At 70.4% G+C, this 25747-nt stretch carries 21 protein-coding genes; 16 read left to right on the top strand and 5 right to left on the bottom strand.

The genetic code is table 11. The features are described 5' to 3' along the window. The first annotated feature begins 78 nt into the window (after nucleotides 1-78). The 6 genes from recD2 (at nucleotide 79) to D473_RS0106365 (ending at nucleotide 7507) form a co-directional block, all read left to right on the top strand. Nucleotides 79-2304 carry an SF1B family DNA helicase RecD2 gene (recD2, locus tag D473_RS0106340; protein ID WP_017608244.1) on the top strand — a complete coding sequence of 742 codons (2226 nt, stop codon included), beginning with the start codon at nucleotides 79-81 and terminating at the stop codon, nucleotides 2302-2304. A 49-nt stretch (nucleotides 2305-2353) separates the two neighbouring features. Further along, a complete protein-coding gene (locus D473_RS0106345) occupies nucleotides 2354-2779 on the top strand; it encodes a (deoxy)nucleoside triphosphate pyrophosphohydrolase (protein WP_026126663.1) in 426 nt (141 codons plus the stop codon). Nucleotides 2780-2885: 106 nt separating this feature from the next. Beyond that, nucleotides 2886-4775, top strand: a complete 1890-nt coding sequence (gene typA, locus D473_RS0106350; RefSeq protein ID WP_017608246.1) for a translational GTPase TypA — start codon at nucleotides 2886-2888, stop codon at nucleotides 4773-4775. 108 nt (nucleotides 4776-4883) lie between these two features. Next, on the top strand, nucleotides 4884-5549 hold the full coding sequence (locus tag D473_RS0106355) for a DUF6758 family protein (RefSeq protein ID WP_338044135.1): 666 nt from the start codon (nucleotides 4884-4886) through the stop codon (nucleotides 5547-5549). A gap of 48 nt (nucleotides 5550-5597) precedes the next feature. Continuing rightward, nucleotides 5598-6473 carry a PHP domain-containing protein gene (locus tag D473_RS0106360; RefSeq protein ID WP_017608248.1) on the top strand — a complete coding sequence of 292 codons (876 nt, stop codon included), beginning with the start codon at nucleotides 5598-5600 and terminating at the stop codon, nucleotides 6471-6473. A 107-nt stretch (nucleotides 6474-6580) separates the two neighbouring features. Beyond that, on the top strand, nucleotides 6581-7507 hold the full coding sequence (locus D473_RS0106365; RefSeq protein WP_017608249.1) for an MBL fold metallo-hydrolase: 927 nt from the start codon (nucleotides 6581-6583) through the stop codon (nucleotides 7505-7507). Nucleotides 7508-7584: 77 nt separating this feature from the next. Here D473_RS0106365 and D473_RS0106370 read toward each other — a convergent pair whose 3' ends face one another. Further along, nucleotides 7585-8499, bottom strand: coding sequence for an alpha/beta fold hydrolase (locus tag D473_RS0106370; protein WP_026126664.1), 915 nt, complete (start codon nucleotides 8497-8499; stop codon nucleotides 7585-7587). A gap of 197 nt (nucleotides 8500-8696) precedes the next feature. Further along, complete coding sequence (locus D473_RS0106375) at nucleotides 8697-10214, bottom strand: DEAD/DEAH box helicase (RefSeq protein WP_017608251.1); 1518 nt, start codon at nucleotides 10212-10214, stop codon at nucleotides 8697-8699. A 560-nt stretch (nucleotides 10215-10774) separates the two neighbouring features. Here D473_RS0106375 and D473_RS0106380 point away from each other — a divergent pair. The 3 genes from D473_RS0106380 to D473_RS0106390 all read left to right on the top strand — a co-directional run bounded on the left by D473_RS0106380 (nucleotide 10775) and on the right by D473_RS0106390 (nucleotide 12439). Further along, nucleotides 10775-11464: a ferritin-like fold-containing protein gene (locus D473_RS0106380; RefSeq protein ID WP_017608252.1), complete on the top strand. Its 690-nt coding sequence runs from the start codon at nucleotides 10775-10777 to the stop codon at nucleotides 11462-11464. Nucleotides 11465-11612: 148 nt separating this feature from the next. Continuing rightward, on the top strand, nucleotides 11613-11924 hold the full coding sequence (locus D473_RS0106385) for a DUF6401 family natural product biosynthesis protein (RefSeq protein WP_017608253.1): 312 nt from the start codon (nucleotides 11613-11615) through the stop codon (nucleotides 11922-11924). Between the two features lie 272 nt (nucleotides 11925-12196). After that, complete coding sequence (locus tag D473_RS0106390; RefSeq protein ID WP_017608254.1) at nucleotides 12197-12439, top strand: hypothetical protein; 243 nt, start codon at nucleotides 12197-12199, stop codon at nucleotides 12437-12439. A 112-nt stretch (nucleotides 12440-12551) separates the two neighbouring features. Here D473_RS0106390 and D473_RS0106395 read toward each other — a convergent pair whose 3' ends face one another. The 3 genes from D473_RS0106395 to D473_RS0106405 form a co-directional block, all read right to left on the bottom strand. Further along, nucleotides 12552-13337 carry a mechanosensitive ion channel family protein gene (locus D473_RS0106395; protein WP_017608255.1) on the bottom strand — a complete coding sequence of 262 codons (786 nt, stop codon included), beginning with the start codon at nucleotides 13335-13337 and terminating at the stop codon, nucleotides 12552-12554. A 262-nt stretch (nucleotides 13338-13599) separates the two neighbouring features. Beyond that, nucleotides 13600-14268, bottom strand: a complete 669-nt coding sequence (locus tag D473_RS24305) for a TetR/AcrR family transcriptional regulator (RefSeq protein ID WP_051042983.1) — start codon at nucleotides 14266-14268, stop codon at nucleotides 13600-13602. A 263-nt stretch (nucleotides 14269-14531) separates the two neighbouring features. Next, nucleotides 14532-14768, bottom strand: a complete 237-nt coding sequence (locus tag D473_RS0106405) for a hypothetical protein (protein ID WP_017608257.1) — start codon at nucleotides 14766-14768, stop codon at nucleotides 14532-14534. Between the two features lie 278 nt (nucleotides 14769-15046). Here D473_RS0106405 and moeZ point away from each other — a divergent pair, with 278 nt between their 5' ends. From moeZ to D473_RS0106440, 7 genes are all read left to right on the top strand, one after another. After that, nucleotides 15047-16210, top strand: a complete 1164-nt coding sequence (gene moeZ / locus D473_RS0106410) for an adenylyltransferase/sulfurtransferase MoeZ (protein ID WP_017608258.1) — start codon at nucleotides 15047-15049, stop codon at nucleotides 16208-16210. A gap of 194 nt (nucleotides 16211-16404) precedes the next feature. Continuing rightward, complete coding sequence (locus D473_RS0106415; protein ID WP_026126665.1) at nucleotides 16405-16785, top strand: SPW repeat domain-containing protein; 381 nt, start codon at nucleotides 16405-16407, stop codon at nucleotides 16783-16785. Between the two features lie 89 nt (nucleotides 16786-16874). Continuing rightward, the gene (locus D473_RS0106420; RefSeq protein WP_083917922.1) at nucleotides 16875-17240 is read left to right on the top strand and encodes an MGMT family protein; all 366 of its coding nucleotides are present in this window, start codon (nucleotides 16875-16877) and stop codon (nucleotides 17238-17240) included. 72 nt (nucleotides 17241-17312) lie between these two features. After that, nucleotides 17313-20468: an ATP-dependent helicase gene (locus D473_RS0106425; RefSeq protein WP_017608261.1), complete on the top strand. Its 3156-nt coding sequence runs from the start codon at nucleotides 17313-17315 to the stop codon at nucleotides 20466-20468. Then, nucleotides 20461-23859: an ATP-dependent helicase gene (locus D473_RS0106430; RefSeq protein WP_017608262.1), complete on the top strand. Its 3399-nt coding sequence runs from the start codon at nucleotides 20461-20463 to the stop codon at nucleotides 23857-23859. The genes D473_RS0106425 and D473_RS0106430 overlap by 8 nt, the downstream gene beginning before the upstream one ends. Nucleotides 23860-23947: 88 nt before the next feature. After that, on the top strand, nucleotides 23948-24178 hold the full coding sequence (locus D473_RS0106435; protein ID WP_017608263.1) for a hypothetical protein: 231 nt from the start codon (nucleotides 23948-23950) through the stop codon (nucleotides 24176-24178). 179 nt (nucleotides 24179-24357) lie between these two features. After that, nucleotides 24358-25734 carry a dipeptidase gene (locus tag D473_RS0106440; RefSeq protein WP_017608264.1) on the top strand — a complete coding sequence of 459 codons (1377 nt, stop codon included), beginning with the start codon at nucleotides 24358-24360 and terminating at the stop codon, nucleotides 25732-25734. Nucleotides 25735-25747: the final 13 nt, after the last annotated feature.

Genomic DNA, 25747 nt, shown 5'->3' on the forward strand with positions numbered 1-25747 from the left:
ACCGGCGGCCGCACGGGCCGCCGTGTGTCGTAACGTCGGGGCAGGATCGGACTCCTCGGCGGACGAAGGGGTGGGCAGGTGTCGGAGCAGGGGCCCCGCGGGGCCGTCGTCCAGGGCGTGCTCGAACGCGTCACCTACGCCAACGAGGAGAACGGCTTCACCGTCGCCCGGGTCGACACCGGCCGCGGCGCTGACCTGCTCACGGTCGTCGGCTCCCTGCTGGGTGTGCAGCCGGGGGAGTCCCTGCGCATGCAGGGCCGCTGGGGCTCCCATCCCCAGTACGGGCGCCAGTTCCACGTCGACGACTACACCACCGTGCTCCCCGCCACCGTGCAGGGCATCCGCCGCTACCTCGGTTCCGGCCTCATCAAGGGCATCGGCCCGAAGATGGCCGAACGCATCGTGGAGTACTTCGGCACCGACGCCCTGGAGATCATCGAGGACGAGCCCGACCGGCTGATCGAGGTCCCGGGGCTGGGCCCCAAACGCACCGCGGCGATCGCCGACGCCTGGGAGGAACAGAAGGCCATCAAGGAGGTCATGGTCTTCCTGCAGGGGGTGGAGGTCAGTACCTCACTGGCCGTGCGCATCTACAAGAAGTACGGCGACACCTCGATCGACGTGGTCCAGAAGGAGCCCTACCGGCTCGCCACCGACGTGTGGGGCATCGGGTTCAAGACCGCCGACACCATCGCCCGGGCGGTCGGTATCCCGCACGACAGCCCCCAACGTGTCATGGCCGGGATCCAGTTCACCCTCTCGGAGTCCACCGACGACGGGCACTGTTACCTGCCCGAGGAACAACTCATCGCGAAGGCCGTCAAGATCCTCTCGGTCGACTCCTCCCTGGTCATCGACTGCGTCACCGAGCTCGTGGAGACCGAGGGCATCGCCGGCGAGACGGTGCCCGGCCCCGACGGGCTCCCCGTGCGTGCCCTGTACCTGCTGCCGTTCCACCGGGCCGAACTGGGCCTGGCCGGAGGGCTGCGCGCACTGCTCGGCGAACCGGCCGACCGCATGTCCTCCTTCGCCGGCGTCGACTGGGACGTGGCTCTGGACTGGCTGCGCGGGCGTACCGGCGCCGACCTGGCCGAGGAGCAGGAACGCGCGGTCCGCTTGGCTCTGACCGAACGCGTGTGTGTGCTCACCGGGGGGCCCGGGGTCGGCAAGTCCTTCACCGTCTCCTCGATCGTCACCATGGCCCTGGCCAAACGGCACACGGTGATGCTCGCCGCCCCCACCGGCCGGGCCGCCAAGCGCCTCTCCGAACTCACCGGGGTCGAGGCCTCCACGGTCCACCGCCTCCTGGAATTGCGCCCCGGCGGGGAGGCCGCCCACGACCGCGACCACCCTCTCGACTGCGACCTGCTGGTCGTGGACGAGGCCTCCATGCTCGACCTGATCCTGGCCAACAAACTCGTCAAGGCCGTACCGCCGGGAGCACACCTGGTCATGGTCGGCGACGTCGACCAGCTTCCCTCGGTCGGGGCCGGACAGGTCCTGCGCGACCTCCTCGACGACGGGGTGCACCTTCCCAACGTGCGCCTGACCCACGTCTTCCGGCAGGCCCAGCAGTCCGGCGTCGTGACCAACGCCCACCGCATCAACACCGGCGAACCGCCCCACGTGCGGGGCCTGGACGATTTCTTCCTGTTCCCCTGCGAGGAGGCCGCCGAGGCCGCAGAGATGACCGTGGACGTGGTCGCGCGCCGTATCCCCCGCCGGTTCGGCCTCGACCCGCGCCGCGACGTCCAGGTCCTGGCACCGATGAAGGGGGGACCGGCCGGTTCGGGCAACCTCAACGCTGCCCTGCAGGAAGCGCTCACCCCCGCCGCCGACCACGTGCCCGAACGCCGGGCCGGAGGACGGATCCTCCGTGTCGGTGACAAGGTCACCCAGATCCGCAACAACTACGAGAAGGGCCGCAACGGTGTCTTCAACGGCACCCTCGGAGTGATCACCGGTGTCGACCAGGTGGCGCAGGAGATCACCGTGCGCACGGACGAGGACGAGGAGGTCGCCTACGACTACGCCGAACTCGACGAGCTCTCCCACGCCTACGCCGTCACCGTCCACCGCTCCCAGGGCAGCGAGTACCCGGCCGTGGTCGTACCCGTCACCACCAGCGCGTGGATGATGCTGCAGCGCAACCTGCTCTACACCGCGGTCACCCGCGCCAAGAAGCTCGTGGTCCTCGTGGGATCGCGCCGTGCGCTGGCCCAAGCGGTGCGCAACGCCTCCTCCGGGCGCCGCCACACCGCGCTGGCCCACCGCCTCCGAAGCGCCGCCCCGGGTGCCGGCTGAGCCGGCCGGGGTCCCGAAGCTCTATTTCCTTCCCCTACCCTGGAAGACTGTGCAAGAGACTCTCGTCGTGGTCGGCGCCGCCGTCCTCCGGAACGGCCGTGTGTTGGCGGCCCAGCGTGCCCGGCCCGAGGCCATGCGCGGATTCTGGGAGTTCCCGGGTGGGAAGACGGATCCGGGGGAGACCCCGGAGGCTGCGCTGGTCAGGGAGTGCCGCGAGGAATTGGGCGCACACGTGCGGCCGTTGGAACGGGTGGGACCCGATGTCCCCCTGCCAGTGCGTGCGGCGGGTCCACGGGCCGTTCTGCGTCTGTGGACGGCCGAGCTCGTCGAGGGCGACCCTCGTCCCTTGGAGCATCTGGCCCTGCGGTGGTTGTCGGCCGGAGAACTGTGCACGGTCGACTGGCTGATCGCCGATCTGCCCTTCCTCGAACCGGTCGGGGCGCACTTGGCGCACCGGTCGGCACGGTCGGAGTGATGACCAGCACACACGCCGACCAGATACCACATTGACCACTTAAACTGGCGAGTGGGCCGTGGCACCCTGCGGTCTCTACCCAGTATCAGGAGATCGAGACTTACCCATGTCCAGCGCTACGCCCGTCGAAGGCTCCGCCCGCCGAACAGACATCCGCAACGTGGCCATCGTGGCTCACGTGGACCACGGCAAGACGACCCTCGTTGACGCCATGCTCTGGCAGTCCGGTGTGTTCCGAGAGAACCAGGACGTCGACGTGCGAGTCATGGACTCCGACGACCTGGAGCGCGAGAAGGGCATCACCATTCTCGCCAAGAACACCTCGGTGCACTACACCACGCCCGAGGGCGAGGACGTATTCATCAACATCATCGACACTCCCGGCCACGCCGACTTCGGTGGTGAGGTCGAGCGCGGCCTGTCGATGGTCGACGGTGTCGTCCTGCTGGTCGACGCCAGTGAGGGCCCGCTGCCCCAGACACGTTTCGTCCTGCGCAAGGCGCTCGCAGCCAAGCTCCCCGTCATCCTCGCCATCAACAAGGTCGACCGTCCCGACGCCCGGATCGCCGAGGTCGTGGACGAGGTCTACGAGCTGTTCATGGATCTGGACGCCGACGAGTCGCAGATCGAGTTCCCGATCGTCTACGCCTGCGCCCGCGACGGAAAGGCCTCACTGGAGCGTCCCGCCGACGGCTCGGTGCCCGAGAACGACAACCTCGTGCCTTTCTTCAGTACTCTGATGGAGACCGTCCCGGCCCCCGAGTACGTACCGGACTCGCCGCTGCAGGCGCACGTGACCAACCTCGACGCCTCCCCGTTCCTGGGCCGCCTCGCGCTGTGCCGCATCCAGCAGGGCGAGATCCGCAAGGGCCAGCAGGTGGCGTGGATCCGTACCGACAGGTCCGTGCAGCAGGTCAAGATCACCGAGCTGCTCAAGACCGACGGCCTGGAGCGCAAGTCCGCCGAGAGCGCCGGCGCCGGTGACATCATCGCGATCGCCGGGATCAGCGACATCATGATCGGCGAGACCCTCGCCGACCTCAACGATCCGCGGCCGCTGCCGCTCATCCAGATCGACGAGCCGGCCATCTCGATGACCATCGGGACCAACACCTCGCCCCTGGTCGGCAAGGCCAAGGGCACCAAGGTCACCGCACGCCTGGTCAAGGACCGCCTCGACAAGGAACTCGTCGGCAACGTGTCGCTGCGTGTACTGCCCACCGAGCGCCCCGACACCTGGGAGGTTCAGGGCCGTGGTGAACTGGCCTTGGCGATCCTGGTCGAGCAGATGCGCCGTGAGGGCTACGAGATCACCGTCGGTAAGCCGCAGGTGGTCTCCCACACCATCGATGGCAAGGTCCACGAGCCGGTCGAGCGCCTGACCGTCGACGCCCCCGAGGACTACCTCGGCGCCATCACCCAGCTGCTCAGCGTCCGCAAGGGCCGCATGGAGAACATGGTCAACCATGGCACCGGCTGGGTGCGCATGGACTGGCTGGTGCCCTCCCGCGGCCTCATCGGTTTCCGTACCGAGTTCCTCACCGAGACCCGCGGCACCGGCATCGCCCACCACGTCTTCGAGAAGTTCGAGCCGTGGTTCGGCGATCTGCGTAGCGGATCCAACGGGTCCCTGGTGGCCGACCGCGCCGGACAGGCCGTGGCGTTCGCGATGTTCAACCTGCAGGAGCGCGGCACTTTGTTCGTCGACCCGGGTACCGAGGTCTACGAGGGCATGATCGTCGGAGAGAACTCCCGCTCCGACGACATGGACGTCAACATCACCAAGGAGAAGAAGCTCACCAACATGCGCTCGGCCACCGGCGACGAGCTCGAGCGTCTGATGCCGCCACGCCGTCTCTCCCTGGAGCAGGCGCTGGAGTACTGCAGCGAGGACGAGTGCGTGGAGGTCACCCCGGAGGCCGTGCGCATCCGCAAGGTGATCCTGGACCACAAGGAGCGCGGCCGGAGGAGCGCCGGCAAGAAGCGCCAGTCCTAGAGGACCACAGGCCGGTCCTGAGGGCCGGCACACCACGGGGGGCGGGCCGCGCGTGCGGTCCGCCCCCTGCGTTTTACCGCAGGTCGGCCGGGTAGGGCCCTTACCAGCATGAAGTCTGATCCCTCGTGTCCCAGATGCGGGCGCATGGTCCGACCTCCGGGGTTGTGGACCAGCGCCTGGCAGTGTGACGCGCACGGTCCTGTCGCCCCGCTCCAGCCGGTGCGGGAGCCCAGGGCTGCCACCCTCGAGACGCTTCTTCCGCAGGCCCAGGTCCCGTTGTGGGTCCCGTGGCCGCTGCCGACCGGATGGGTGGTCACCGGTTTCGCGGACGCCGGCGACGAACGCTCGGGCGCCGTCGCGATCGCCGTGGCCCTGTCCGGCCCCGGACCCTTGGGCGGGATCGGCGAGTGTGTGGTGGTCGCAGAGGATCCGGGGGTGGGTCTGGGGGCGCGCCTCGCCGGGTTGGCCGGGACCGACCCCGATGCCGGGTTCGACCGCCGGCCCTCCGACGACAAACTCCGCTTCGACGGCCACGACATCGCTCTGTGGAACCTCGACCTGGGACGCGGGCGCGCCGTCTACACCGGTGAGGCGCTCGCCCACTGGTTGTGGATCGTCTTCGCCGACGCCGACACCGGCATGCTCATGGGCGAGATCCACGCTCTCAGGGACCTACGGGGCATCAACGACGGAGGCGTGGCGATGGAGCCCCCGTTCGGCGCCTTGAGCCCCTTCCTGGCCGAAGAACTCGCGGGCCGCGAAGAGACCGATTGACACCATCGGCGCCGGTGACAGGTCCCCCTTCTTACGTACAATCACTCAGTGACACGTATCGACCTGCATTCCCACAGCTCCGTCTCCGATGGGACCGACACCCCCGCCGAAGTCGTCGATCAGGCGGTCACTGCCGGTCTGGACGTGCTCGCCCTGACCGACCACGACACCGTCGGCGGGATCGGGGAGGCCGCAGAACACCTGCCACCCGGACTCACCCTCGTGCCCGGTATGGAACTGTCGTGCGCCCACGCCGGGTCGAGCGTGCACCTGGTCTCCTACCTCTTCGATCCCGATGACCCCGATCTGCTCGCCGAGCTGCGCAGAGTGCGTTCCGACCGTGCTTCTCGCGCTCGGGAGATGGTCGGGAAACTTCAGACCCACGGGGTCGAGGTGACCTGGGAACGGGTCCTGGAGATCGCCGGCGCAGGCAAGGGCGAGTACGCCGACGCCAACACCATCGGCCGTCCCCACCTGGCGCGCGCCGTCGTCGAGGCCGGGGCCGCGCGCGATGTGCAGGACGCCTTCGACCGCTGGATCGGATCGGGCGGGCCCGCCTACGCTTCGCGCTACGCCATCGACCCCGTGCGCGCGGTCGAGCTCGTACGGGGTGCCGGAGGGGTGTGCTCCCTGGCCCATCCCGGCCGTGCGGAGGGTGCGCTCAACGGGGCGGTCCCCCTTGACCTGGTGAAGCGCATGGCAGCGGCCGGGCTCGGCGGGATCGAGGCCGACCACCCCTCGCACAAATCCCGCGAGGCACGGTTCTGGCGCGGGGTCGCCCACGACCTGGGTGTGGTCGTCACCGGCTCCAGTGACGACCACGGAGCCCTGACAGGGCACCGCCTCGGCCGTTGTACGACCGCTCCCGAGGCCTTCGAACGCCTCGTCGCCCCCGCGACCGGAGCCTCCCTCATCGAGCGGTGAGCGTCGGTCCCCGGACGGTTCGGTACGGTACGGATCACTGCGCGGGGGCCGCCACAATGGGTCGCAGCGCGAAAACCCGTACCCGGACGATGCGAGAGGTCTGAGCCGTGTTCTGGAAGCGGAAGTCGAAGAAGAAGGACGGCCAGGAGGCCACCGGTTCCGCTGCGGAGGCGGCGGGGTCGACCGAGGAGGTCGAAGAGCCCGAGGAGACCGAGGAGACCGGGACGGCGGCCGGTGACAGGACCGACGGCGAGGCCGGGGACAAGGCCGAGGCCGCTGGTGCGGACGAGGCCTCCGAAGGCGGGGACAAGGACGACGGCGAGGAGGAGTCCGGCGGTGAGGCCGGGGCAGAGCCGGAATCCACCGACGTCTTCGCCGACGAGGGCGAGGAGCCCGGTGTGACCGGCCCCGACGACGAGGGCATCACCCGCGTCCGCACCGCCGGGACCTTCGAGTTCGACGGTGAGAAGTTCGAGGTCCTCAGCAACACCTGGATCGTCGATGCCGACAAGGACGGTGTCATCGTCATCGACCCGGCACACGACTCCGAGGCGATCCTCGAGGCCATCGGCGAGCGCGACATCTACCTCGTGGCCTGCACCAACGGCTACGCGCCGCACATCGAGTCGGCCATCGCCGTCGCTGAGGAGGCCGAGGCCCCCATCGCCCTCCACCCCCGCGAAATGCGTGTCTGGCGGCGTTTCCACGGTGCCGAGCACCGCCCCGAGATCGAGGTCGAGGGAGAGGGCGCCCTCGACGTGGGCGACCTGCACATCGATGTGCTCGCCCTGCCCGGAAGTTCCCCGGGCACCGTCGGTTACTACATCAGCCAGAAGGGCGTCGTCTTCAGCGGCGACATCGTCCGCGCCGGCGAGCCCGGCATGGTCGGTGACACCTACATCGACTACACCGCGCAGCTCGCCTCCATCGGCGAGAAGCTGCTCTCCCTCCCGCCGGAGACACGCCTGCTCCCCGACCGCGGGCCCGCGAGCACCTCGGCTGCGGAGAACCGTAACTTCGACTCCTGGGTCTGATCCCCGACCCGCACACGGACGCCGTGCCGCCGCCCGGACGATCGGGTGGGGCACGGCGTCCTCGTGTGTGGTCGGGTTCAGCGCTTCCCGACGGACTCGCAGTCGTTCCAGAACGAGGTCAGGGCGGTGGAGGTGGTCTCGGGGGCCTCGACGTTGGGGGAGTGCCCGGCGGCCGGAACGACGATTCGCCTGGCATCGAGCCGGCCGGCCATGTCCTCCTGCTCCTTCGTGGACCAGGCGTCGTCGTTCTCGCCGTACAGCACCATCGTGGGCACGTCCGCGGCGGCCAGCTCCTCGGTGCGGTCCGTGGCGCTCAGCAGGTCCTCGGCGCTGCGCAGCAGTCCCTCGGGGCTGCTGGAGAGCAGACGGTCCCGCAGGAAAGCACGGACCTGTGTGTCCGGGACCCGTGCTTCGAGTCCGTCGGCCATGTGTTCCTCCCACAGTTCCCGCATCCGCTCGGGTGTGGGTTCGGCGGCCGAGAGCGCCGCGATGAGCATCCGTACCCTGGCGGCGCCCTGCCCGCCGAGCGCGCCCGGGCCCGAGCACAGCAGGGTCAGCGAGGCCAGCTCCGTGCTGTGGGACAGGACGGTCTCCCGTGAGACCAGACCCCCCATGGAGTGGCCGGCCAGGTGGGTGGGGCCACCCGAGCCGACGCTGTCGCAGACCTCGGCGACCACCATGCCGAGGGACGGCAGCCGGTAGTCGGGCAGCAGTGTTCCGGGGGCGGGCGTGAGGGTCTCGAAACCGGGGGAGCGGTAGGTGCCGGGCAGGTCGATCGCGACCACTTCCCGGCCGACCTGCGCCAGGCTCAGCAGGAGCGCGATGAAGTCTTCTTTGCTCCCGGTGTAACCGTGCACGAGCACGGCGGGGCAGAGTTCGGGGCTGCTTCCAGAGGGAGGAGTCGCGCGCAACGCCGCCACCGGTCCGTGGGACAGCGGCAGCTCCACAGGGAAGACGCCCGGCGGCAGGGTCAGGAACTGGGGTGTACTCACGTCGGGACACCCTAGACGATCAGCGGTCCTGACGGAGTGAGGCCGCAACCGGGGGTGACGGGAAGATCCGTCCCGGCGCCGTCGGATCTCCGTGAGCGGGGCCTTCCGGGAACGTCCGTGGAGGGGCGGGGGGGGTCCGCCNGCACGTCCGCGTCAGCCGTGGCGCCCGCGGTGGAGCGGGCGCGGCACGGCCCTGATCAGGTGTTCTCGGGGTCCCGTCGAGCAGCGCGCACGCCCCCGCGGGTCCGACGGCGGCGCATACGGCGTTCGCCGCCTTCGCCGGAGGACCCCTTGTCGGCCTTGTCGCTCTTGGCGGCCGTGGTGGTGCGGTCCCCGCCCGAACGTTCGGCGGAGGCCTCGGTGGAGGCTCCACCGCGGGTGCGCTTGCGCGAACGGTTGCGGCCGCCGCGGCGGCCGCCGCCGTCCCCGCGGTCGTTGCGCTGCTCCTTGCGCTGTTCCTTGCGCTCGGACCGCTGGCCGGTGTCGCCGATGTCCTCGACCTTCTCGGCCTCCAGACCGGCGTGCTCACCACGCTTCTCGTCGGAGAGCCGGCCCTTGGTCCCGGCCGGGATCCGCAGGGCCTCGAAGAGGTGCTTCGAGGTGGAGTAGGTCTCCTCGGGCTCGGCCTTGTCCAGGTCGAGGGCGGCGTTGATGAGCTTCCACCGCGGCATCTCCTGCCAGTCCACGAACGTGACGGCGGTCCCGCTGCGGCCGGCACGGCCGGTACGGCCGATGCGGTGGGTGTAGGTCTTCTCGTCCTCGGGAGTCTCGTAGTTGACCACGTGCGTGACGTCGTCCACGTCCAGGCCCCGGGCGGCCACGTCGGTGGCGACCAGGATGTTGATCTTGCCGTTGCGGAACGCGCGCAGGGCCCGCTCGCGCTGGCTCTGGCCCAGGTCGCCGTGGACGGCGGCAGCGGCGAAACCGCGCGATTTCAGATCGCTGGCCACCCTGTCGCAGGCACGCTTGGTCTGGCAGAAGACCATGCTCTGGCCGTGGCCCTCGGCCTGTACCAGACGGGCCAGCAACTCCGGCTTGTCCATCTGGTGCGTACGGAACGCGTGCTGGGTGATGCCCCCCGGCATGCTGCTGCCGTCGATCTCGTCGTCGTCACCCACGCGCACGTGTGTGGGGCGCGTGAGGTAGTTGCGCGAGAGCGTGACGATCTCACTCGGCATCGTGGCCGAGAACAGCATCGTCTGGCGCTGCTCGGGGATCTTGGTGAGGATGCGCTCGATGTCGGGGAGAAAACCCAGGTCGAGCATCTTGTCGGCCTCGTCCAGGACCACGGCCGAGACCGCGTCCAGACGCAGGTGCTTCTGGTTCTCCAGGTCCAGCAGGCGGCCCGGGGTACCGACGACGACGTCGGTGCCCTCCTTGAGACCGTTGATCTGCGGTTCGTAGGAGCGGCCGCCGTAGACGGTGAGGATGCGGCTGCCGCTGCGCTTGCCGGCCGTGGTGAGGTCGGCGGCGACCTGGATGGCGAGTTCGCGGGTGGGGACCACGATCAGCGCGCGGGGGCGCTTGGCGGTACCCGGTTCCGCCTGCGCCGACTGGAGCAGGGGGAGCCCGAAGGCCAGGGTCTTGCCGGTGCCCGTACGCGCCTGCCCGATGATGTCGCTTCCGTTGAGCGCGATCGGCAGGGCCTGTTCCTGGATGGGGAAGGGTTCGATGATCCCCTCGGCCTCCAGGGCATCGGCGATCTCGGTGTGCACGCCCAGACCACGGAAAGTGGTCCGGGGTTTGTTGGTCTCGTCTGTACTGCTCAGGGTTCAAGCCTCCATCTTGGCGGGCCGCAACATCGGCGTGGCCGCGGCGTGCGGTCGCGGGCGGCGTTCTGCCGCCGCGGGGGCGCGGCTCACCGGCGTCACGACGTCGTGACGTCGCACGAGCACGGTGGCGCTGCCTCCTGGTCCCGGCCGGCTCGGGGGTGCCCGGCCGCGGATCGCCGGAAACCATCCGCAGGTCTGTCGTGTGTGGTCGGGGTCGACCGACCCCGCGTGGGCGGGATCGTCTCGGGCCGTCGTGGGGCGGTCGCGCGTGGCGCCGTGAACGAGGCCCGGGTGCCGCCGTCCTTCGGCGGAGCAGGTGGCCGCGTTCTCTGCACACGCTCGTCATCACGCAGAGTCTAGCCGCAGACCCCACCGGTCGACATGCCGGTTGACCGGCCCGTGGACGGCAGGGACCGTACCCTCTTCCACGCTGTGCAACCGTGTTGGCCGTCCGTTTAGTCCCCGCTACCGTCGAGACGAGCGCGGAAGATACTCTGACGAGCATGAATCCAGGCCCCTCCGCCGACCCGGCCGTGACCGATCTGCTCGGCCTGCTCGCCTACGCCGAGCTCGGCTCCTTCTTCCGACTGGCCGACGACGCGGCGCTGGCGCCCACCCTGCGGGACAAGGGGCGGCTCGCTTCGCTCGCGGCCGAGGAGGAGCGGCGCTACGAGCGCCTGCGCGAGCGGCTCGTCGAGCGCGGGGCCGACCCGGAGGAGGCCATGGAGCCCTTCGTGGCCCCGCTGGACGCCTGGCACGCGCGTACCGAGCCGCAGAGCTGGGTGGAGAGTCTGGTCAAGACCTGTGTCGGAGACGGCATCGCCGGTGATTTCTATCGCAAGGTCGCCGAGTTCGCCGACACCGGAACCAGCGCGCTGGTGGAAGGGGTGCTCGCCGAGGAAGGGCGCGGAACCCTCATTTCCGGGATGGTGCGCGCAGCCGTGCACGAGGATCCCGCGCTGGCCGGGCGCCTGTCCCTGTGGGCCCGCCGCCTGGTCGGTGAAGCTCTGAGCCAGGCCCAGCAGGTGGCCGCGGCCCGCCCGCGCCTGGCCGCGTTGCTGGCCGACGGCGGCGCGGGTGAGAGCGCCGTGGACGGCGCGGGGATCGGCGACCTCGCCTCGGTCACCCGCCTGTTCGGTTCCATCGCGGACCGGCATGCGGAGCGTCTGGAGGCCATGGGGCTGAGCGACTGACAGAGGCCGGGCCCCGGTTTGACCGACCGTTGGTGACGGCTTGGTCAAATACGGGTAATTTCCGACACTTCCGTGACGAGCGGTTGGTGGCCAGACATACAGTAGAGGACGCTCGTCCTCTCCCGACCAATTACTAGTAGGTACCTCCATGCCCATCGGCACCTCTGTGCGCCACCCGCTGGCCGGGCTCACCAGAGACTTCCACCGGATCGGTCCGTTGGACGCGCCGCTCGAGCCCTGGATGGGGGCTGAGCTGGACCAGCACGCCGCCGAGGTGAGCGACGGCATCACCGGTGCCGGCAGTGAGCTCAACGCCCGGACGCTCGGTACCTACCTCCACGGTTTCCTCGACGGGTGCCTCGAGCGCGGCTGGGACTCCGAGACCGCCGACTACGACTGGGAGACCCTGCGGGTCCTCGCGGTCTGCCGCCTGGCGAAGGAGCGCGGTTTCGTCCACTAAGGTCGTGACTTCCGCAGGACGGTGCGATTCCCGATCCGAAGCACGCCCCTTGGCACCTTCGCGCTCTCGGAGCCGGGCCTTTTCCCGTTCCCCGGCGAAATCCCGGTGTCGGGCGTAGGCTGAGAAACGGGCGGTCGCCCGGTCCACCCTGCTCGCTGCACGGGCCCTGCGGAATGCAACGTGGGACCCTCGGCGTTGTGCCGGTCCGGGAGACGGGGCAGGGCACCGCCGAACGGCGGAGCGGTCCTGGAGGCCGCGAGAAAGGAATGCGAATGAGGAGCGGTCGGCACGGGGCGGCGCGCCCACCGGTCGGCGTCCTGATCCAACAGGACCGCATCGACTTCGCGCTTTTCGTGCTCATTTTCGTCATCGCACTGGTCTCGATGGTCTTCAGCGGGCCCGGGAGCATCGTGTTCTGGTTGGGGCTGCCGACCATCGCCGCGAGTGTGGTGCTGACCTTCCGCAGGATGGAGCAACTGTCCAAGACGGAGCTGAGGGACTCGGAGTTCCTGTAGGTGTCGCTCACCGGCCCGGGGCCGGTGAGCAGACGACACGAGGGCGGAACCGGATGGTTCCGCCCTCGTCGTGTGCGGCCGCCGTACGTGCTCGGCCGCGCTCAGAGATGGATCACGGGGTGGACTCGCGCCCGGGGGCCGACGCGCCCTCGCGGCTCTCCTCCTCCGCCCCGGAGCGCTCCGTACCCGGGCGGCTCATCGCGGCCTCCCGGCCGGCACGGTAGCTGGACTCCTCGCTGAGCCGGCTGGTCTCGCGCTCGGCGACGTCCAGCCATCTGGCCCAGCGCTCCTGCATCGGCTTGATGAGTCCGCCGCCGGCACCGACGACGAGGATGCCGCCGACCGTTGCGAGCACGGCCACCAGCACCGGAACGGTCACGGCCTCGGCCACACCGGCCTGGTTCAGCGCGGCGATGATACCCAGGCCGAGGATGAACACGGCCGCCGCGTTGGCGAGCAGCCGACCGTAGGACAGGCCACCGAGGGCACCGGAGACGACGTTCCGGACCGCCTTGGCGATCATCGCGGTCACCACCACGATCACCAGTGCGATGATGCCTTGCGGGATCCAGGCGATGACCTCGTTGAGCAGGGTGCTGACCGGGTTCGAGCCGAACACGTTGAACGCGAACGAGAACGTGAACAACAATCCGACGTAGTAGATGATCTTGCCGCACAGCTCACTGGCCCCCCAGCGGCTGCGTTCGAAGTATTCGCCCACACCACCGCGGTGCAGGGCACGGTCCAGGCCGACCCCGTGGAGGCCCTTGCCGACGGCCTTGCCGACGAGCCACGAGATCAACCAGCCCAGTGCCAGGACGACCAGGAAGCCGATGAGCATCGGCACGAAGGAGGCGATCGCCTCCCAGGCCGACATCAGGCCCTGACCCATGTCCATACGTGTTCACCCCCGATTCGCTTGCTCCGCCGAGGCCCGGAGGGCCGGGGCGGATACGTCGCGGAGAAGTCGGTACTTCTCATTCCGGCGATACCCGTCGAAAGAGAATTGAACCACGGCACGGGAGGGGCCTGTGGGCAATTCTCTTTATTGGCGCATTCTTGGTCGTCTGTTGACCCTTCTCAGGAATGCGGGTGGGAAGAGTGGGAAGTGGGGATACGCGTCGTTATCGGGCGCCCTGGAAAAAGCGGCGGGGGGGGNTTCAGGAGGTGGGAGTCTCGCCCCCGTCGATCTCCTCGGCCTCCTCGGCCCCGCGCTGCAGGCCCCATCCACTGATACCGCGCCAGGCCAGGCGTGCCACCAGCTGCTCGGCAGCCTCCTTGGGCACGGTGCCGTGGTTGTTGAGCCAGTACCGGGCGCTGGTCTCGGCCATGCCGACCAGCCCGATGCTCAGCAGGTGCGCCTCCTCGTCGGAGATGCTGGTGTCCTGGCGGATCACCTCGCCGATGAGCTCGGCACAGCGCTGCATGGTCTGCTCGCTCTTCTCCCGCACCGCGGGCAGGTTGCGCAGGTCGGACTCGAAGACCAGGCGGAAGGCCTCACCGTCGCCCGCGACGAAGTCGAAGTAGGCCTGGAAGCTCGCAGCGACGCGCTGGGCGTTGTCCTCGGTGCCCTCCAGGGCCTCGCGCTGCTTCTCGACCAGGGACTCGGAGTGTTCCTCCAACAGCGCCAGATAGAGCTCCAGCTTCCCTGGGAAGTGCTGGTACAGCACTGGTTTGCTGACCCCGGCGCGGTCGGCGATCTCGTCCATGGCCGCGGCGTGGTACCCGCGGGCGACGAAGATCTCCTGAGCCGCGGCCAGGAGCTGGCGGCGGCGCCTGACCCGGGGCAAGCGGGTGCCCCGGGAGCGGGCGTCTGAAGGAGCTGTCACACCCACACCCTCCGAACTCGGCATGGCAGATGCACGCCATCACCGAACATCTGCGTGGCTAGTTCTGTACGCCGCGCCGTGTGTCGGTGACGCGCCGCACAGTTTCTTCTCATCCTACTCCGGCGTAAGTTCCTCATGGGTAGTGCCCGGGGCACGGATGTATCAGGGGACCTGGACGGGACCGCCCGTGCAGGGGCGATGCGCGCCGCGACCGGCGGCGCGGCCGGGTTCTTGCTGAGGGCGAGTTCACACACGCGCCGGTCTCAGCGGTACTCGTCCTCCTCCTCGTCGTCACCGGCCTCCCTGGCCTGCTCGACGACGTCGCCCTCCGAGCCCTCTGCGAAGGGGAGCCCTGCGGCACGCTCCACCCAGTCCTCCTCGTCGTCCCCCTCGGTGACGTCTGCGTGCTGCTCGGCGGAGTCGGCCTCCGGGGCGGCTCCGGCGGGGTCCACCTCATCCGGGTCCCGCTGCTGATCGTCGGTCTCGTCGTGAGTGTTCACGAGGTCCTCCCTACTGTCGCGGGTCTCGCGGACACTACTCTTCCCGCCCTCCGCAGGGGGCAACACCCCGGAATGAAGTCGGGGGAGGCGGTGGTTGTCAACGAGTGGGACGGGCTGCCGTGCGGCTGCGTGACCCACACCTCCCCGAGATGGGAATGGAATACCCCACCCGTTAGGTTGGGTATAAGTGCAAGCACGCTTCGCTCCCCGCCCCCTCGCCCGGTGGTCCTCTCGGATGCGGGCGGTGTGAAGCAACCAACAGACTTTGAGGAGTCACCGTGTCGCTGCCGCCGCTGGTCGAACCAGCCGACGAGCTGACCGTGGACGAGGTGCGCCGCTACTCGCGCCACCTCATCATCCCCGAGGTGGGGATGAGCGGGCAGAAGCGCCTCAAGAACGCCAAGGTCCTGGTCGTCGGTGCGGGCGGCCTGGGATCCCCGGCGCTGCTCTACCTCGCTGCCGCGGGTGTGGGCACACTCGGCATCATCGACTTCGACGTCGTCGACGAGTCCAACCTTCAGCGCCAGGTCATCCACGGCCAGAGTGACGTGGACCGTCCCAAGGCCGAGTCGGCGCGGGACAGCATCAAGGACGTCAACCCCAACGTCGAGGTCGTCCTCCACCAGGACCGCCTGGAGTCGGACAACGCCCTGGAGATCTTCCGCGGCTACGACCTGGTGCTGGACGGGACCGACAACTTCGCGACCCGCTACCTGGTCAACGACGCGTGCGTCATTCTGAACATCCCCTACGTCTGGGGCTCGATCTTCCGCTTCGACGGTCAGGTCAGTGTGTTCTGGAACGAGCACGGTCCCCAGTACCGCGACCTCTACCCCGAACCGCCGCCGCCCGGCATGGTCCCCTCCTGCGCCGAGGGCGGTGTCCTCGGTGTGCTCTGCGCCTCCGTCGGCTCGGTCATGGTCAACGAGGCCGTCAAGCTCATCACCGGCATCGGTGAGCCGCTGGTCGGCCGACTGCTGATCTTCGACGCCCTGGAGATGACCTGGCGGGAGGTCAAGGTCCGCAAGGACCCCGACACGGAGCCGGTCACCGAGCTCATCGACTACGAGGCCTTCTGCGGCACCGTGTCGGAGGAGGCCACCACTGCTGCGGCCGACTCCACCATCACTGCGCCCGAGCTCAAGGAGCTCCTCGACAAGAAGCCGGACGACATCTACCTCGTGGACGTGCGCGAACCCCACGAGTACGACATCGTCAACATCCCCGGCGCCACGCTCATCCCCAAGGGCGACTTCCTCAGCGGGAAGGCGCTCGAGCAGCTCCCGCAGGACAAGCGCGTGGTTCTGCACTGCAAGTCCGGTGCGCGCTCGGCCGAGGCCCTGGCGGCGGTCAAGTCCGCCGGCTTCGCCGACGCCGTCCACGTCGGCGGCGGTGTCCTGGCCTGGGCCAACCAGGTCGACACGAGCCTGCCGACCTACTGAGGCGGCGCCCGCGCGAGGCCGCTCCCGGCAGCGCGCGAGCCGTACCGGCAGCAGCCGGTCGGGCAGTACACGCAACGGCGCCCGGACTCCGGTCCGGGCGCCGTTGCGTGTCTTGTGAACTGTGACGAATGGGTACAAACCCTTCCAAGGCCACCGGGCCGACCGGCGGTGGCCCGCTGCTGGGAGGTGGCGCGATGCGAAGGGGACGTTGGGACAACTGGGTGGCGATCGCAGCAGGACTCGCCCTCGCACTGAGCTGGACCTGGCACTACGTGCTGGGCTTGCCCGGCGGGTTCATGATGGTGCTGGGCCTCATCACGATCTTGTTCTCCACCATCTCCATCACGCACCCCGGAGCGATCTCGAGCGAGGCCGCCGTGGTCGGGGCCGGTGTGTTGGCCTTCCTCCTGCCGTGGCTGCTGTCCTTCACCGGATCGACGGCGGCGGCAGCGACCGCCTGGGGGCTGGGCGCCTTCATCGCGGTCCTCGGGGCCATCGGGCTGCTCGCGGCTCGTGCCAACCGCAAGCGCGACCCCGAACTGGCCTGGTCCAATCACATGCCCGAGGCAGCCTGAGACCGCCGCGCACGGGGAGGCCCGACCGAGCCGCACACCCATGGGGCCGCTCCTTCCGGGGCGGCCCTCTTCCGTGGCGCCGGTTCCCGATGGCATGTGTCCCCGGTGCAGACACCGGTTCCTCTAGGGTTGGGCGCGTGGTGGACCCCGAACCCGACGAATACAGCCAGGACGTCCTCGACCTGGTGGAACGTATCCCCTCCGGGCACGTGATGAGCTACGGCGACATCGCCGAGTACCTCGAACGCGGCGGCCCCCGCCAGGTCGGCGCCGTCATGGCCGGCTGGGGCGGCGCCGTTCCCTGGTGGCGGGTGGTGCGCGCCGACGGCCGGCCTCCCCCCGGACACGAGGCGCGTGCGCTCCCTCACTACGCGGCGGAGGCCACACCCCTGCGTCCGCGCAGCGCCCGTGTCGACATGCGCAAAGCGCGGTGGGAGGGGCCCCAGGGCCCCTGAAGGGGACCGGGAACACCCCGTTCTTCCTGGGTGATGGCAGAGACGGTCTTTACCCTTTGATGAACTGGTGGAGTGAACACGTCCTCCTACCGTCTCGTGCGGCGCGCCCAACAGGTGCAGCCGCCGCCTGTGCTGGACGAGAACCAGGCCCGGGTGGTCGAACACAAGGGCGGTCCCCTCCTGGTGCTGGCCGGCCCCGGCACCGGCAAGACCACCACCATCGTCGAGGCCGTCGTGGACCGCATCGAGCACCGCGGCATCGACCCCTCCCGAGTGCTGGTGCTCACCTTCGGACGCAAGGCCGCCCAGGAACTGCGTGAGCGCATCACCGGCCGGTTGCGCCGGACCACGCGCGAGCCCCTGGCCATGACCTTCCACAGCTACGCCTATGCGCTCATCCGACGCGAGTTCCAGCGCATGGGCGACCTGCCGCCCCGGCTGCTGTCCGGGCCGGAACAGCTCATGGAGGTACGCGAGCTGCTGCGCGGTGAACTCGAGGACGGCGCCGACGGCTGGCCCGAACGCCTGCGCCCGGCCCTGGACACCCGCGGTTTCGCCGAGGAGCTGCGCGACTTCCTCATGCGCGCCCAGGAACGCGGACTGCATCCCGAGTCCCTGGACCAGCTCGGGCAGGAGCGTGACCGCGAGGACTGGCGCTCCGCCGCCGGGTTCCTGGACCGCTACACAGGCCGCTTCGACATCGCCCCGGCGCCCACCCTCAACTACGCCGAGCTCGTGCGGGTGGCCGCCGACATGCTGTCCGACCCCGAGATCCGCGAGCGCGAACGCAACGCCCACGAGGTCGTCTTCGTCGACGAGTACCAGGACACCGACCCCGCCCAGGAACAGATGCTGCGCGCGCTGGCCGGGAGCGGGCGGGACCTGGTGGCCGTGGGCGACCCCGACCAGTCGATCTACGGGTTCCGCGGTGCCGAGGTACGCGGCATCCTCGAGTTCCCGCAACGGTTCCCGACCGTGCGCGGGGAGGACGCCGACGTCGTGGCCCTGCGCACCTGCCGCCGCAGCGGGGTCGGCCTGCTCGCAGCTTCCCGTGCGGTGGCCCGCCGCCTGCCCGCCGTGTCCGGGGGTGCACCCGGGCTGATCAACGAACACCGCGACCTCGTCCCCGGCGGCGACACCGGCGACGGCACCGTCAAGCTCCTGCAGGCCGACAACGCCGCCCAGGAGGCCGCCGTCATCGCCGACACCCTGCGCCGCGCCCACCTCGTGGACGGGGTGCCGTGGTCGCACATGGCGGTGCTCGTGCGTTCGTCGGTCCGCCAGACCCCGGTGCTGCGACGTGCCCTGACCGCCGCCTCCGTGCCCGTCGTGGTCGGCGCCGACGACCTGCCCGTGGCCGACGAACCCCTCGTGCGGCCCCTGCTGTCGCTGATCCGGTACGGGCTCGCTCCCGCCGAACTCGACGACACGTCCGCACGCGAGCTCCTCACCAGCCCGTTCGGGGAGGCCGACACCGTGGGGTTGCGGCGGCTCCTGCGAGCCCTGCGCCGACTCGACCTGGACCGCGCCCGGTCCGAGGAGAACGAGGAGGGGTACCGCCCCACCGGGCGCTTGCTCGTGGACGCCCTCCTCGATCCCCGCGACCTCACGCTGGTCGACCGCGAGGTGGCCGCCCCCGCCACACGGGTGGCGCAGGCCCTGGCCACCGTGCGTGAGCTCGCCGCCGACGGGGCCGACGCCGAACAGGTGCTGTGGCGGCTCTGGCGCGACAGCGGCCTCGCCGACCGGCTCCTGCGCGCCAGCCTGGCCGGCGGGCGCCGCGGTGCGGCCGCCGACCGCGATCTGGACGCCGTCGTCGCGCTCTTCGAGAGCGCTGCCCGCTACTGCGACCGCCTCCCGCCCGGCTCACCCGAAGGGTTCCTGGAGGACCTGGCCGCCCAGGAGATCCCCGGGGACAGCCTCGCCGAACGCGCCCCCGAGGGCGAGGCGGTGCGGATCGTCACCGCCCACCGGTCCAAAGGGCTGGAGTGGGACCTGGTCGTGGTCGCCGGGGTCCAGGAAGGGGACTGGCCCGACCTGCGCCTGCGCGGTTCCCTGCTGGGCGTGGAGGAGCTCGTCGACGCCGACGTGCACTCGGCCGACACCTCGGGTGCGGCCCTGGCGTCCAAACTCCTGGTCGAGGAACGCCGCCTGTTCTACGTCGCCCTGACCCGGGCCCGCCACACCCTCGTCGTCACCGCGGTCGGAGGGCAGGACAGCGACCAGCGTCCCTCTCGTTTCCTCCACGAGATGGGGGTGGGCGACCCCGAACCGGTCGGTACCGGCATGCGCTGGTTGTCCCTGCCCGCGCTCGTGGCCGACCTGCGCTCGGTCGTCACCGACCCCGACGCCCCCGGGCCGCTGCGCGAGGGCGCCGCCACCCATCTGGCCCGTCTCGCGGAGGAGGGCGTGCGCGGCGCCGACCCCTCCGAGTGGTACGCACTGGTGCCCTTCAGCGACGACCGGCCCCTGGCAGGGGAGGAGGAGACCATCCGTGTCTCGCCCTCCCAGGTGGAGAGCTTCACCAACTGCCAACTGCGCTGGTTGCTGGAACGGGCCGCCGGGGCCTCCTCCGGCGACTCCGCTTCCGCGTTGGGCACCGTCGTGCACGCCGTCGCCGTGCTCGTCGCCCAGGGCAGCACCGTCGGCGAGGTCGGCCGCCGTATGGACGAGATCTGGGCCGACCTCGACTTCGGCGGCCCCTGGCAGGCCGACAAGCAGCGTGAACGCGCCGACACCATGGTCCGCAAGCTCCTCGATTGGGAGTCGGAGAACCCGCGCGAGCTCGTCGTCACCGAGCAGGGGTTCCGGGTCGAGGTCGGCGGTGTCGAGATCACCGGCCGCGTGGACCGGCTCGAACGCGACGCCGAGGGCCGTGCCGTGGTCGTGGACCTCAAGACCGGCGGGGCCAAGGCCGAGGAGCTGGGGCGCCATCCCCAGCTCGGCGTCTACCAGATGGCCGTCCTGCGGGGTGCCTTCGAACGCATCGGCCTGATCGAACCCGGGGGTGCCTCCCTCGTGCAGCTCGGCGAGAAGATCAAGAAGGCCCGGGAACAGGCCCAACCACCCCTGTCGCAGGACCCCGATCCCCGATGGGCCGAGAGCCTCGTGCACGAGGTCGCCTCCGGAATGGGCGGCTCCCGCTTCACCGCCACCCTCAACCAGGGGTGCAGGTCGTGCGCCGTGCGTGCCTGCTGCCCGGTCCAGGACGAAGGACGACATGTCTGAACCAGACCTCCCTCATCACCCCCACCCCCGCTTCACGCCCGCCGAACTCGCCCGTCTCCTGGGACAGCCCGAACCCACAGCAGAACAGTCCGAGGTCGTGGCCGCCCCGCTGGAGCCGGGGGTGGTCGTCGCCGGTGCCGGTTCCGGCAAGAGCGAGACCATGGCCTCGCGTGTGGTCTGGCTGGTGGCCAACGGGTACGTGCGCCCCGAGCACGTCCTCGGTCTGACCTTCACCCGCAAGGCCACCGCCGAGCTGGCCGAACGTGTGCGCAAACGCCTCGAACAGCTCCGCGCCACCGAGCAGCTGCCCGAGGAACTCCTGGACGGCGAACCCAGCGTCTCGACCTACAACGCCTACGCCGGGCGCATCGTCTCCGACCACGCCCTGCGCGAGGCCGTCGAACCCACCTCCCGGCTGCTCAGCGAGGGCCAGGCCTGGCAGCTGGCCTCCCGCATCGTCGGTGAGTACGACGGACCCATGGACCACATCACGGTCGGGGCGGACACCGTCACCCGCCGGACGTTGGAGCTCTCCGGACAGATCTCCGACCACCTCACCGGCACCGAGCAGGTGCGCGGCATCGGACGGTGGTTGCGGGCCGAGGCCGAGAACCTGCCGAAGAAACCCCCGGTGGCCACCCGCAACCTGCTCTCGGCCCAGCAGCGCCGCGAACAGCTCCTGCCCCTGGTGGAACGCTACGAACACGCCAAACGCGGCCGCGAGGCCATGGACTTCGGCGACCAGATGGCGCTCGCGGCGCGCATCGCCCAGAACCATCCCGAGGTCGGCCTCATCGAACGGGGCCGGTTCCGGGTCGTGCTCCTGGACGAGTACCAGGACACCAGCCACGCCCAGCTCGTGCTGTTGCGTGCCCTGTTCGGGGAGGGCCACCCCGTCACCGCCGTCGGCGACCCCTGCCAGTCCATCTACGGATGGCGCGGCGCCGTGGCCGCCAACCTCACCAACTTCCCGCAGGACTTCCCCGTCGGCCCCGGCCGGTCCGCGCCCGTGCGCCGCCTGGCCACGAGTTTCCGCAACGGCGAACGGGTCCTCGGGGCCGCCGAACGCATCTCCGAACCGCTGCGCGCCCAGGCCGCCGAGGTGCCCGTGCTCCATCCCGGTCCCGCCCGGCGCGGACGCGGCCACACCCATGCCGCTCTCTTCTCGGGTCAGGTCGAGGAGGCCGAGTGGATCGCCGGCCGCCTCGACGCCTACCTGAGCGCCGGCCCGCGCGCACCCGGCGGGGTGCGTCTGGCACCCGACGGCCTGCCCTGGCCCGAGGGGGAGACCGGGACAGGACCGGACGGCCGCACCGGTCCCGGCGACATCGCCGTGCTGTGCCGCAAACGCTCCCAGTTCCCCGTGTTGCGCGAGGCCCTGGAGGAGCGCGGCATCCCGGTCGAGGTCGTGGGCCTGGGCGGGCTCATGCTCGTACCCGAGGTCCGCGACATCATCGCGACCCTGCGCGTGGTCCACGACGCTTCCGCGGGCAACGAACTCGCCCGCCTGCTCACCGGTCCGCGCTGGCGCATCGGCCCCGGCGACCTGGCCGCGCTGGGCCGCCGCGCCGCCGACCTGGCCCGGAGCACCCGCCGCGACCTCACCACCGACGGCCCCGAGGAGGACGGCGGCGAGGAGGACCTGCTGCGCCGTACCGTCCTGGACCTGACCTCCGAGAGCGGCAGCCTCGTCGACGCCGTCGACGACCCCGGGGCGGCCGAGCACTACTCCGAGACCGCGTACGCGCGCATCACCCGCCTGGCCGAGGAACTGCGCCACCTGCGCAAACAGATCGGCCAGCCCTTGCCCGACCTGGTCACCGAGGTCGAACGGGTCCTGGGTCTGGACATCGAGGTCGGTGCACGCAGCGGCCGCGATCCCCTCTCCGCCCGTGCCGACCTCGACGCCTTCGTCGACCACGCCGTGCGGTTCGTCGGCAACAGCGACACCCCCACCCTCGGGAGTTTCCTCAGCTACCTCAACGCCGCCGCCGAGAAGGAGAGCGGCCTGGCTCCGGGCGAACGGGTCGGCGGCGGCGACACCGTCAAGCTCATGACCATGCACGCCGCCAAGGGCCTGCAGTGGCCGATCGTGGTCGTGCCCGGCATGAGTGAGGGCTCGGGCGCCCCGCTGTTCCCCACCAAGCTCAAGACGGGCGACATGTGGATCCAGGGCGAGCACTTGCTGCCCTACCGGCTGCGGGGTGACCGCCTGAACCTGCCCGAACTGCTGTCGGTGGACAAGAAGGGCGTCGACGACTTCAAGGCGGCCGAACAGGAACGCCACCGCCTGGAGGAACGCCGCCTGGCCTACGTCGCCGTCACCCGCGCCTCCTTCGCCCTGCTGTGCACCGGCCACTGGTGGGGACGCGACGCCGCCAGCGAACGCGGCCCCTCGCAGTTCCTGGAGGAGGTCCGCGACGCCTGCGCGGCCGGCGCCGGAACCGTCGAGCACTGGGAACCGCGCCCCGATCCCGACGAGGAGGGCCCGGGGGGCGACGAGGAGGAGTCCGCCGTCTGGCCGCCCGAGGACGAGCTCCCCGGCGCCGGTACCGCCGTACCCGCGGAGGGGCCGCGCACCCGGCGCGAGGAGATCCTGGAGGGTGCCGCGATGGTCGAGCACGCCCGCGCGCGCATGCTCGCCGGCGAGGAGGACCCCGACGACCGGCCTGCCCCGCCGGCCGGGCTGCGCAACCGCCTCGGCGGTTGGGAACGCGACACCGAACTCCTGCTCGCCCACCGCCATGAAGAGGGATCCGGGGCCCGGCCCGGTCCCGTCCAGGTCGAACTGCCCGACCACCTCTCGGTCTCGTCCATGGTGTGGTTGGCCCGCGACCCCGCCGCCCTGGCACGGCAGATCCGCCGTCCACTGCCCCGCCCGCCCGCGCCGCACACTCGCCGGGGCACCGCCTTCCACGCGTGGTTGGAGGAACGGTTCGGCCGGGGTGCGACCCTGCTCGACGAACTGCCCGGCGCCGCTGACGAGACCGCCGGGGAGGACGATGACCTCGCCGAGCTCCAGCGTGCCTTCGAGGAGAGCGAGTGGGGTCCGCGCGTGCCCGTGGAAGTCGAGGTGCCCTTCGAGACCGTCATCGGGGACCGCCTGGTCAGGGGCCGGATGGACGCTGTTTTCCACGACTCGGAGACCGGCCGCTGGGACGTCGTCGACTGGAAGACCGGGACCCCGCCCTCGAACAAGGGCGAGCGCCGCGCGGTGGGTGTGCAGCTGGCCGCCTACCGGCTCGCCTGGGCCGACCTGCAGGGGGTGGACCTGGCCGAGGTGCGCGCCGCCTTCCATTACGTGCGCGCCAACGAGACCGTGCGCCCGGCCGACCTGCTCGACCGCGACGGGCTCGCCGCGCTCATCGAGACCGTGCCCGAGCCGCGGTAGCCCCGTGCCCGGAACGGGTGTTCGTATGGTGGAGCGCGTAGTTGCCCCCGAAGTCCCCCCGCCCCCTGCTAGGTGAAGACCAGAAGCCATGAAGGATCTGAAGAAGAACATCCGGAGGTGGAGAACCTCCACCCTCGTGGCGGTCACGGTGGTGCTGCTGGTCGCCACCCTCACCCTGGGGCGGTCCCTGCTCATCTTCTTCGGCACGGGGGAGACGTGGGCGGCCTTCATGCCGGCTGCGGTCCTGGTGGTGTCCCTGGTTGTCACGGTCGTTCTGGTGCACGAGGTCATCGTGCGCTTCCTGGGGCGGGACAGGTGATTTCGGGGTTGCTGCGCCGAGCGGGCCGGTGGCACGGCCACTGATGACCCGTGGTCCTGCTCTCGACAGCGGGGGAGGGACCCTCCGCCCGGGAGGGTGGACTCCGCAGCGAAGGTGCGGTGCGTCCGGCCAGGTCCTAGTGTCATACCGGACAACGACGTCGACAGAAGGACGAACGGATGGACGCGCGCGCCTACATCGAGGCACACCGGGACGAGTTCCTCTCCTCCCTGGACGAGTGGCTGAGGATCCCCTCCATCTCCTCCGACCCCGAACACCACGAGGACGTACACGCCTCCGCGGACTGGCTCGCCGGCCACCTGCGCGCGACGGGCTTCCCCACCGTCGAGATCTGGCAGACCCCCGGCCTTCCCGCGGTCTTCGCCGAGTGGCCCGCAGCCGACCCCGACGCACCGACCGTCCTGGTCTACGGCCACCACGACGTCCAGCCCGTCGATCCCGTCGAGGCCTGGGAGAGCGACCCCTTCACCCCGACCCTGCGCGGCACCTCCCTGCATGCCCGCGGCGCCTCCGACGACAAGGGCCAGGTCCTCTTCCACGCCCTGGGTGTGCGGGCCGCCCTGGCGGCCTCCGGCGCCGACGCCCCTCCGGTCACCGTCAAGATGCTCATCGAGGGCGAGGAGGAATCCGGGTCGGTGCACTTCGCCGCCCTCATGCGTGAGCGCCGCGACCGCCTGGACTGCGACACCGTCGTCATCTCCGACACCACCATGTGGTCGGCCGACGTCCCGTCCATGTGCGTGGGCATGCGCGGGGTCACCGACGTGCAGATCGATCTGCACGGGCCCGACCGCGACCTGCACAGCGGCTCTTTCGGCGGCGCCGTGCCCAACCCCCTCAAGGCGATGTCCGACCTCCTGTCGGCCCTGCACGACGACGACAACCACATCACCGTCCCCGGCTTCTACGACGGTGTCGTCGAGGCCACCGACGAAGAACGCGAACTCATCGCCCGCCTGCCCTTCGACGAGAAGGAGTGGCTGGGCACCGCAGCCTCCGCCGCGACCTGGGGGGAGGAGGGCTACAGCACCCTGGAACGCATCTGGCTGCGTCCCACCGCCGAGATCAACGGCATGTGGGGCGGACACATCGACGAGGGCCGCAAGACCATCGTGCCCGCCTCCGCGCACGCCAAGGTCAGCTTCCGCCTCGTGCCCGGCCAGGACCCCGTGCAGGTCCAGCAGGGCGTTCAGGAGTTCGTCGACGCGCACACCCCGGCCGGGCTGCGCGCCGGGACCGACTTCAGCGGACCCGGTACCCGCGCCTGCGCCTCCGACCTCTCCTCGCCGGCCCTGAAGGCCGCCCGCTCCGCCATGGAACAGGCCTTCGGAAAGGAGGTCCTGTTCACCCGCGAGGGCGGCAGCGGCCCCGAGGCCGACATCGCCGAGATCCTCGACGCGCCGCTCGTCTTCGTCGCCGTCGGCCTCGACGAGGACCGGATCCACGCGCCCAACGAGAAGGTCGAGGTGCCGCTGCTGTTCAAGGGAGCCGAGAGCGCCGCCCACCTGTGGCGCGAGCTCGCCGAGCGTTCCTGACCCCGTGTGCCCC

Source organism: Nocardiopsis xinjiangensis YIM 90004, assembly GCF_000341145.1.
Classification (GTDB): Bacteria; Actinomycetota; Actinomycetes; order Streptosporangiales; family Streptosporangiaceae; genus Nocardiopsis; species Nocardiopsis xinjiangensis.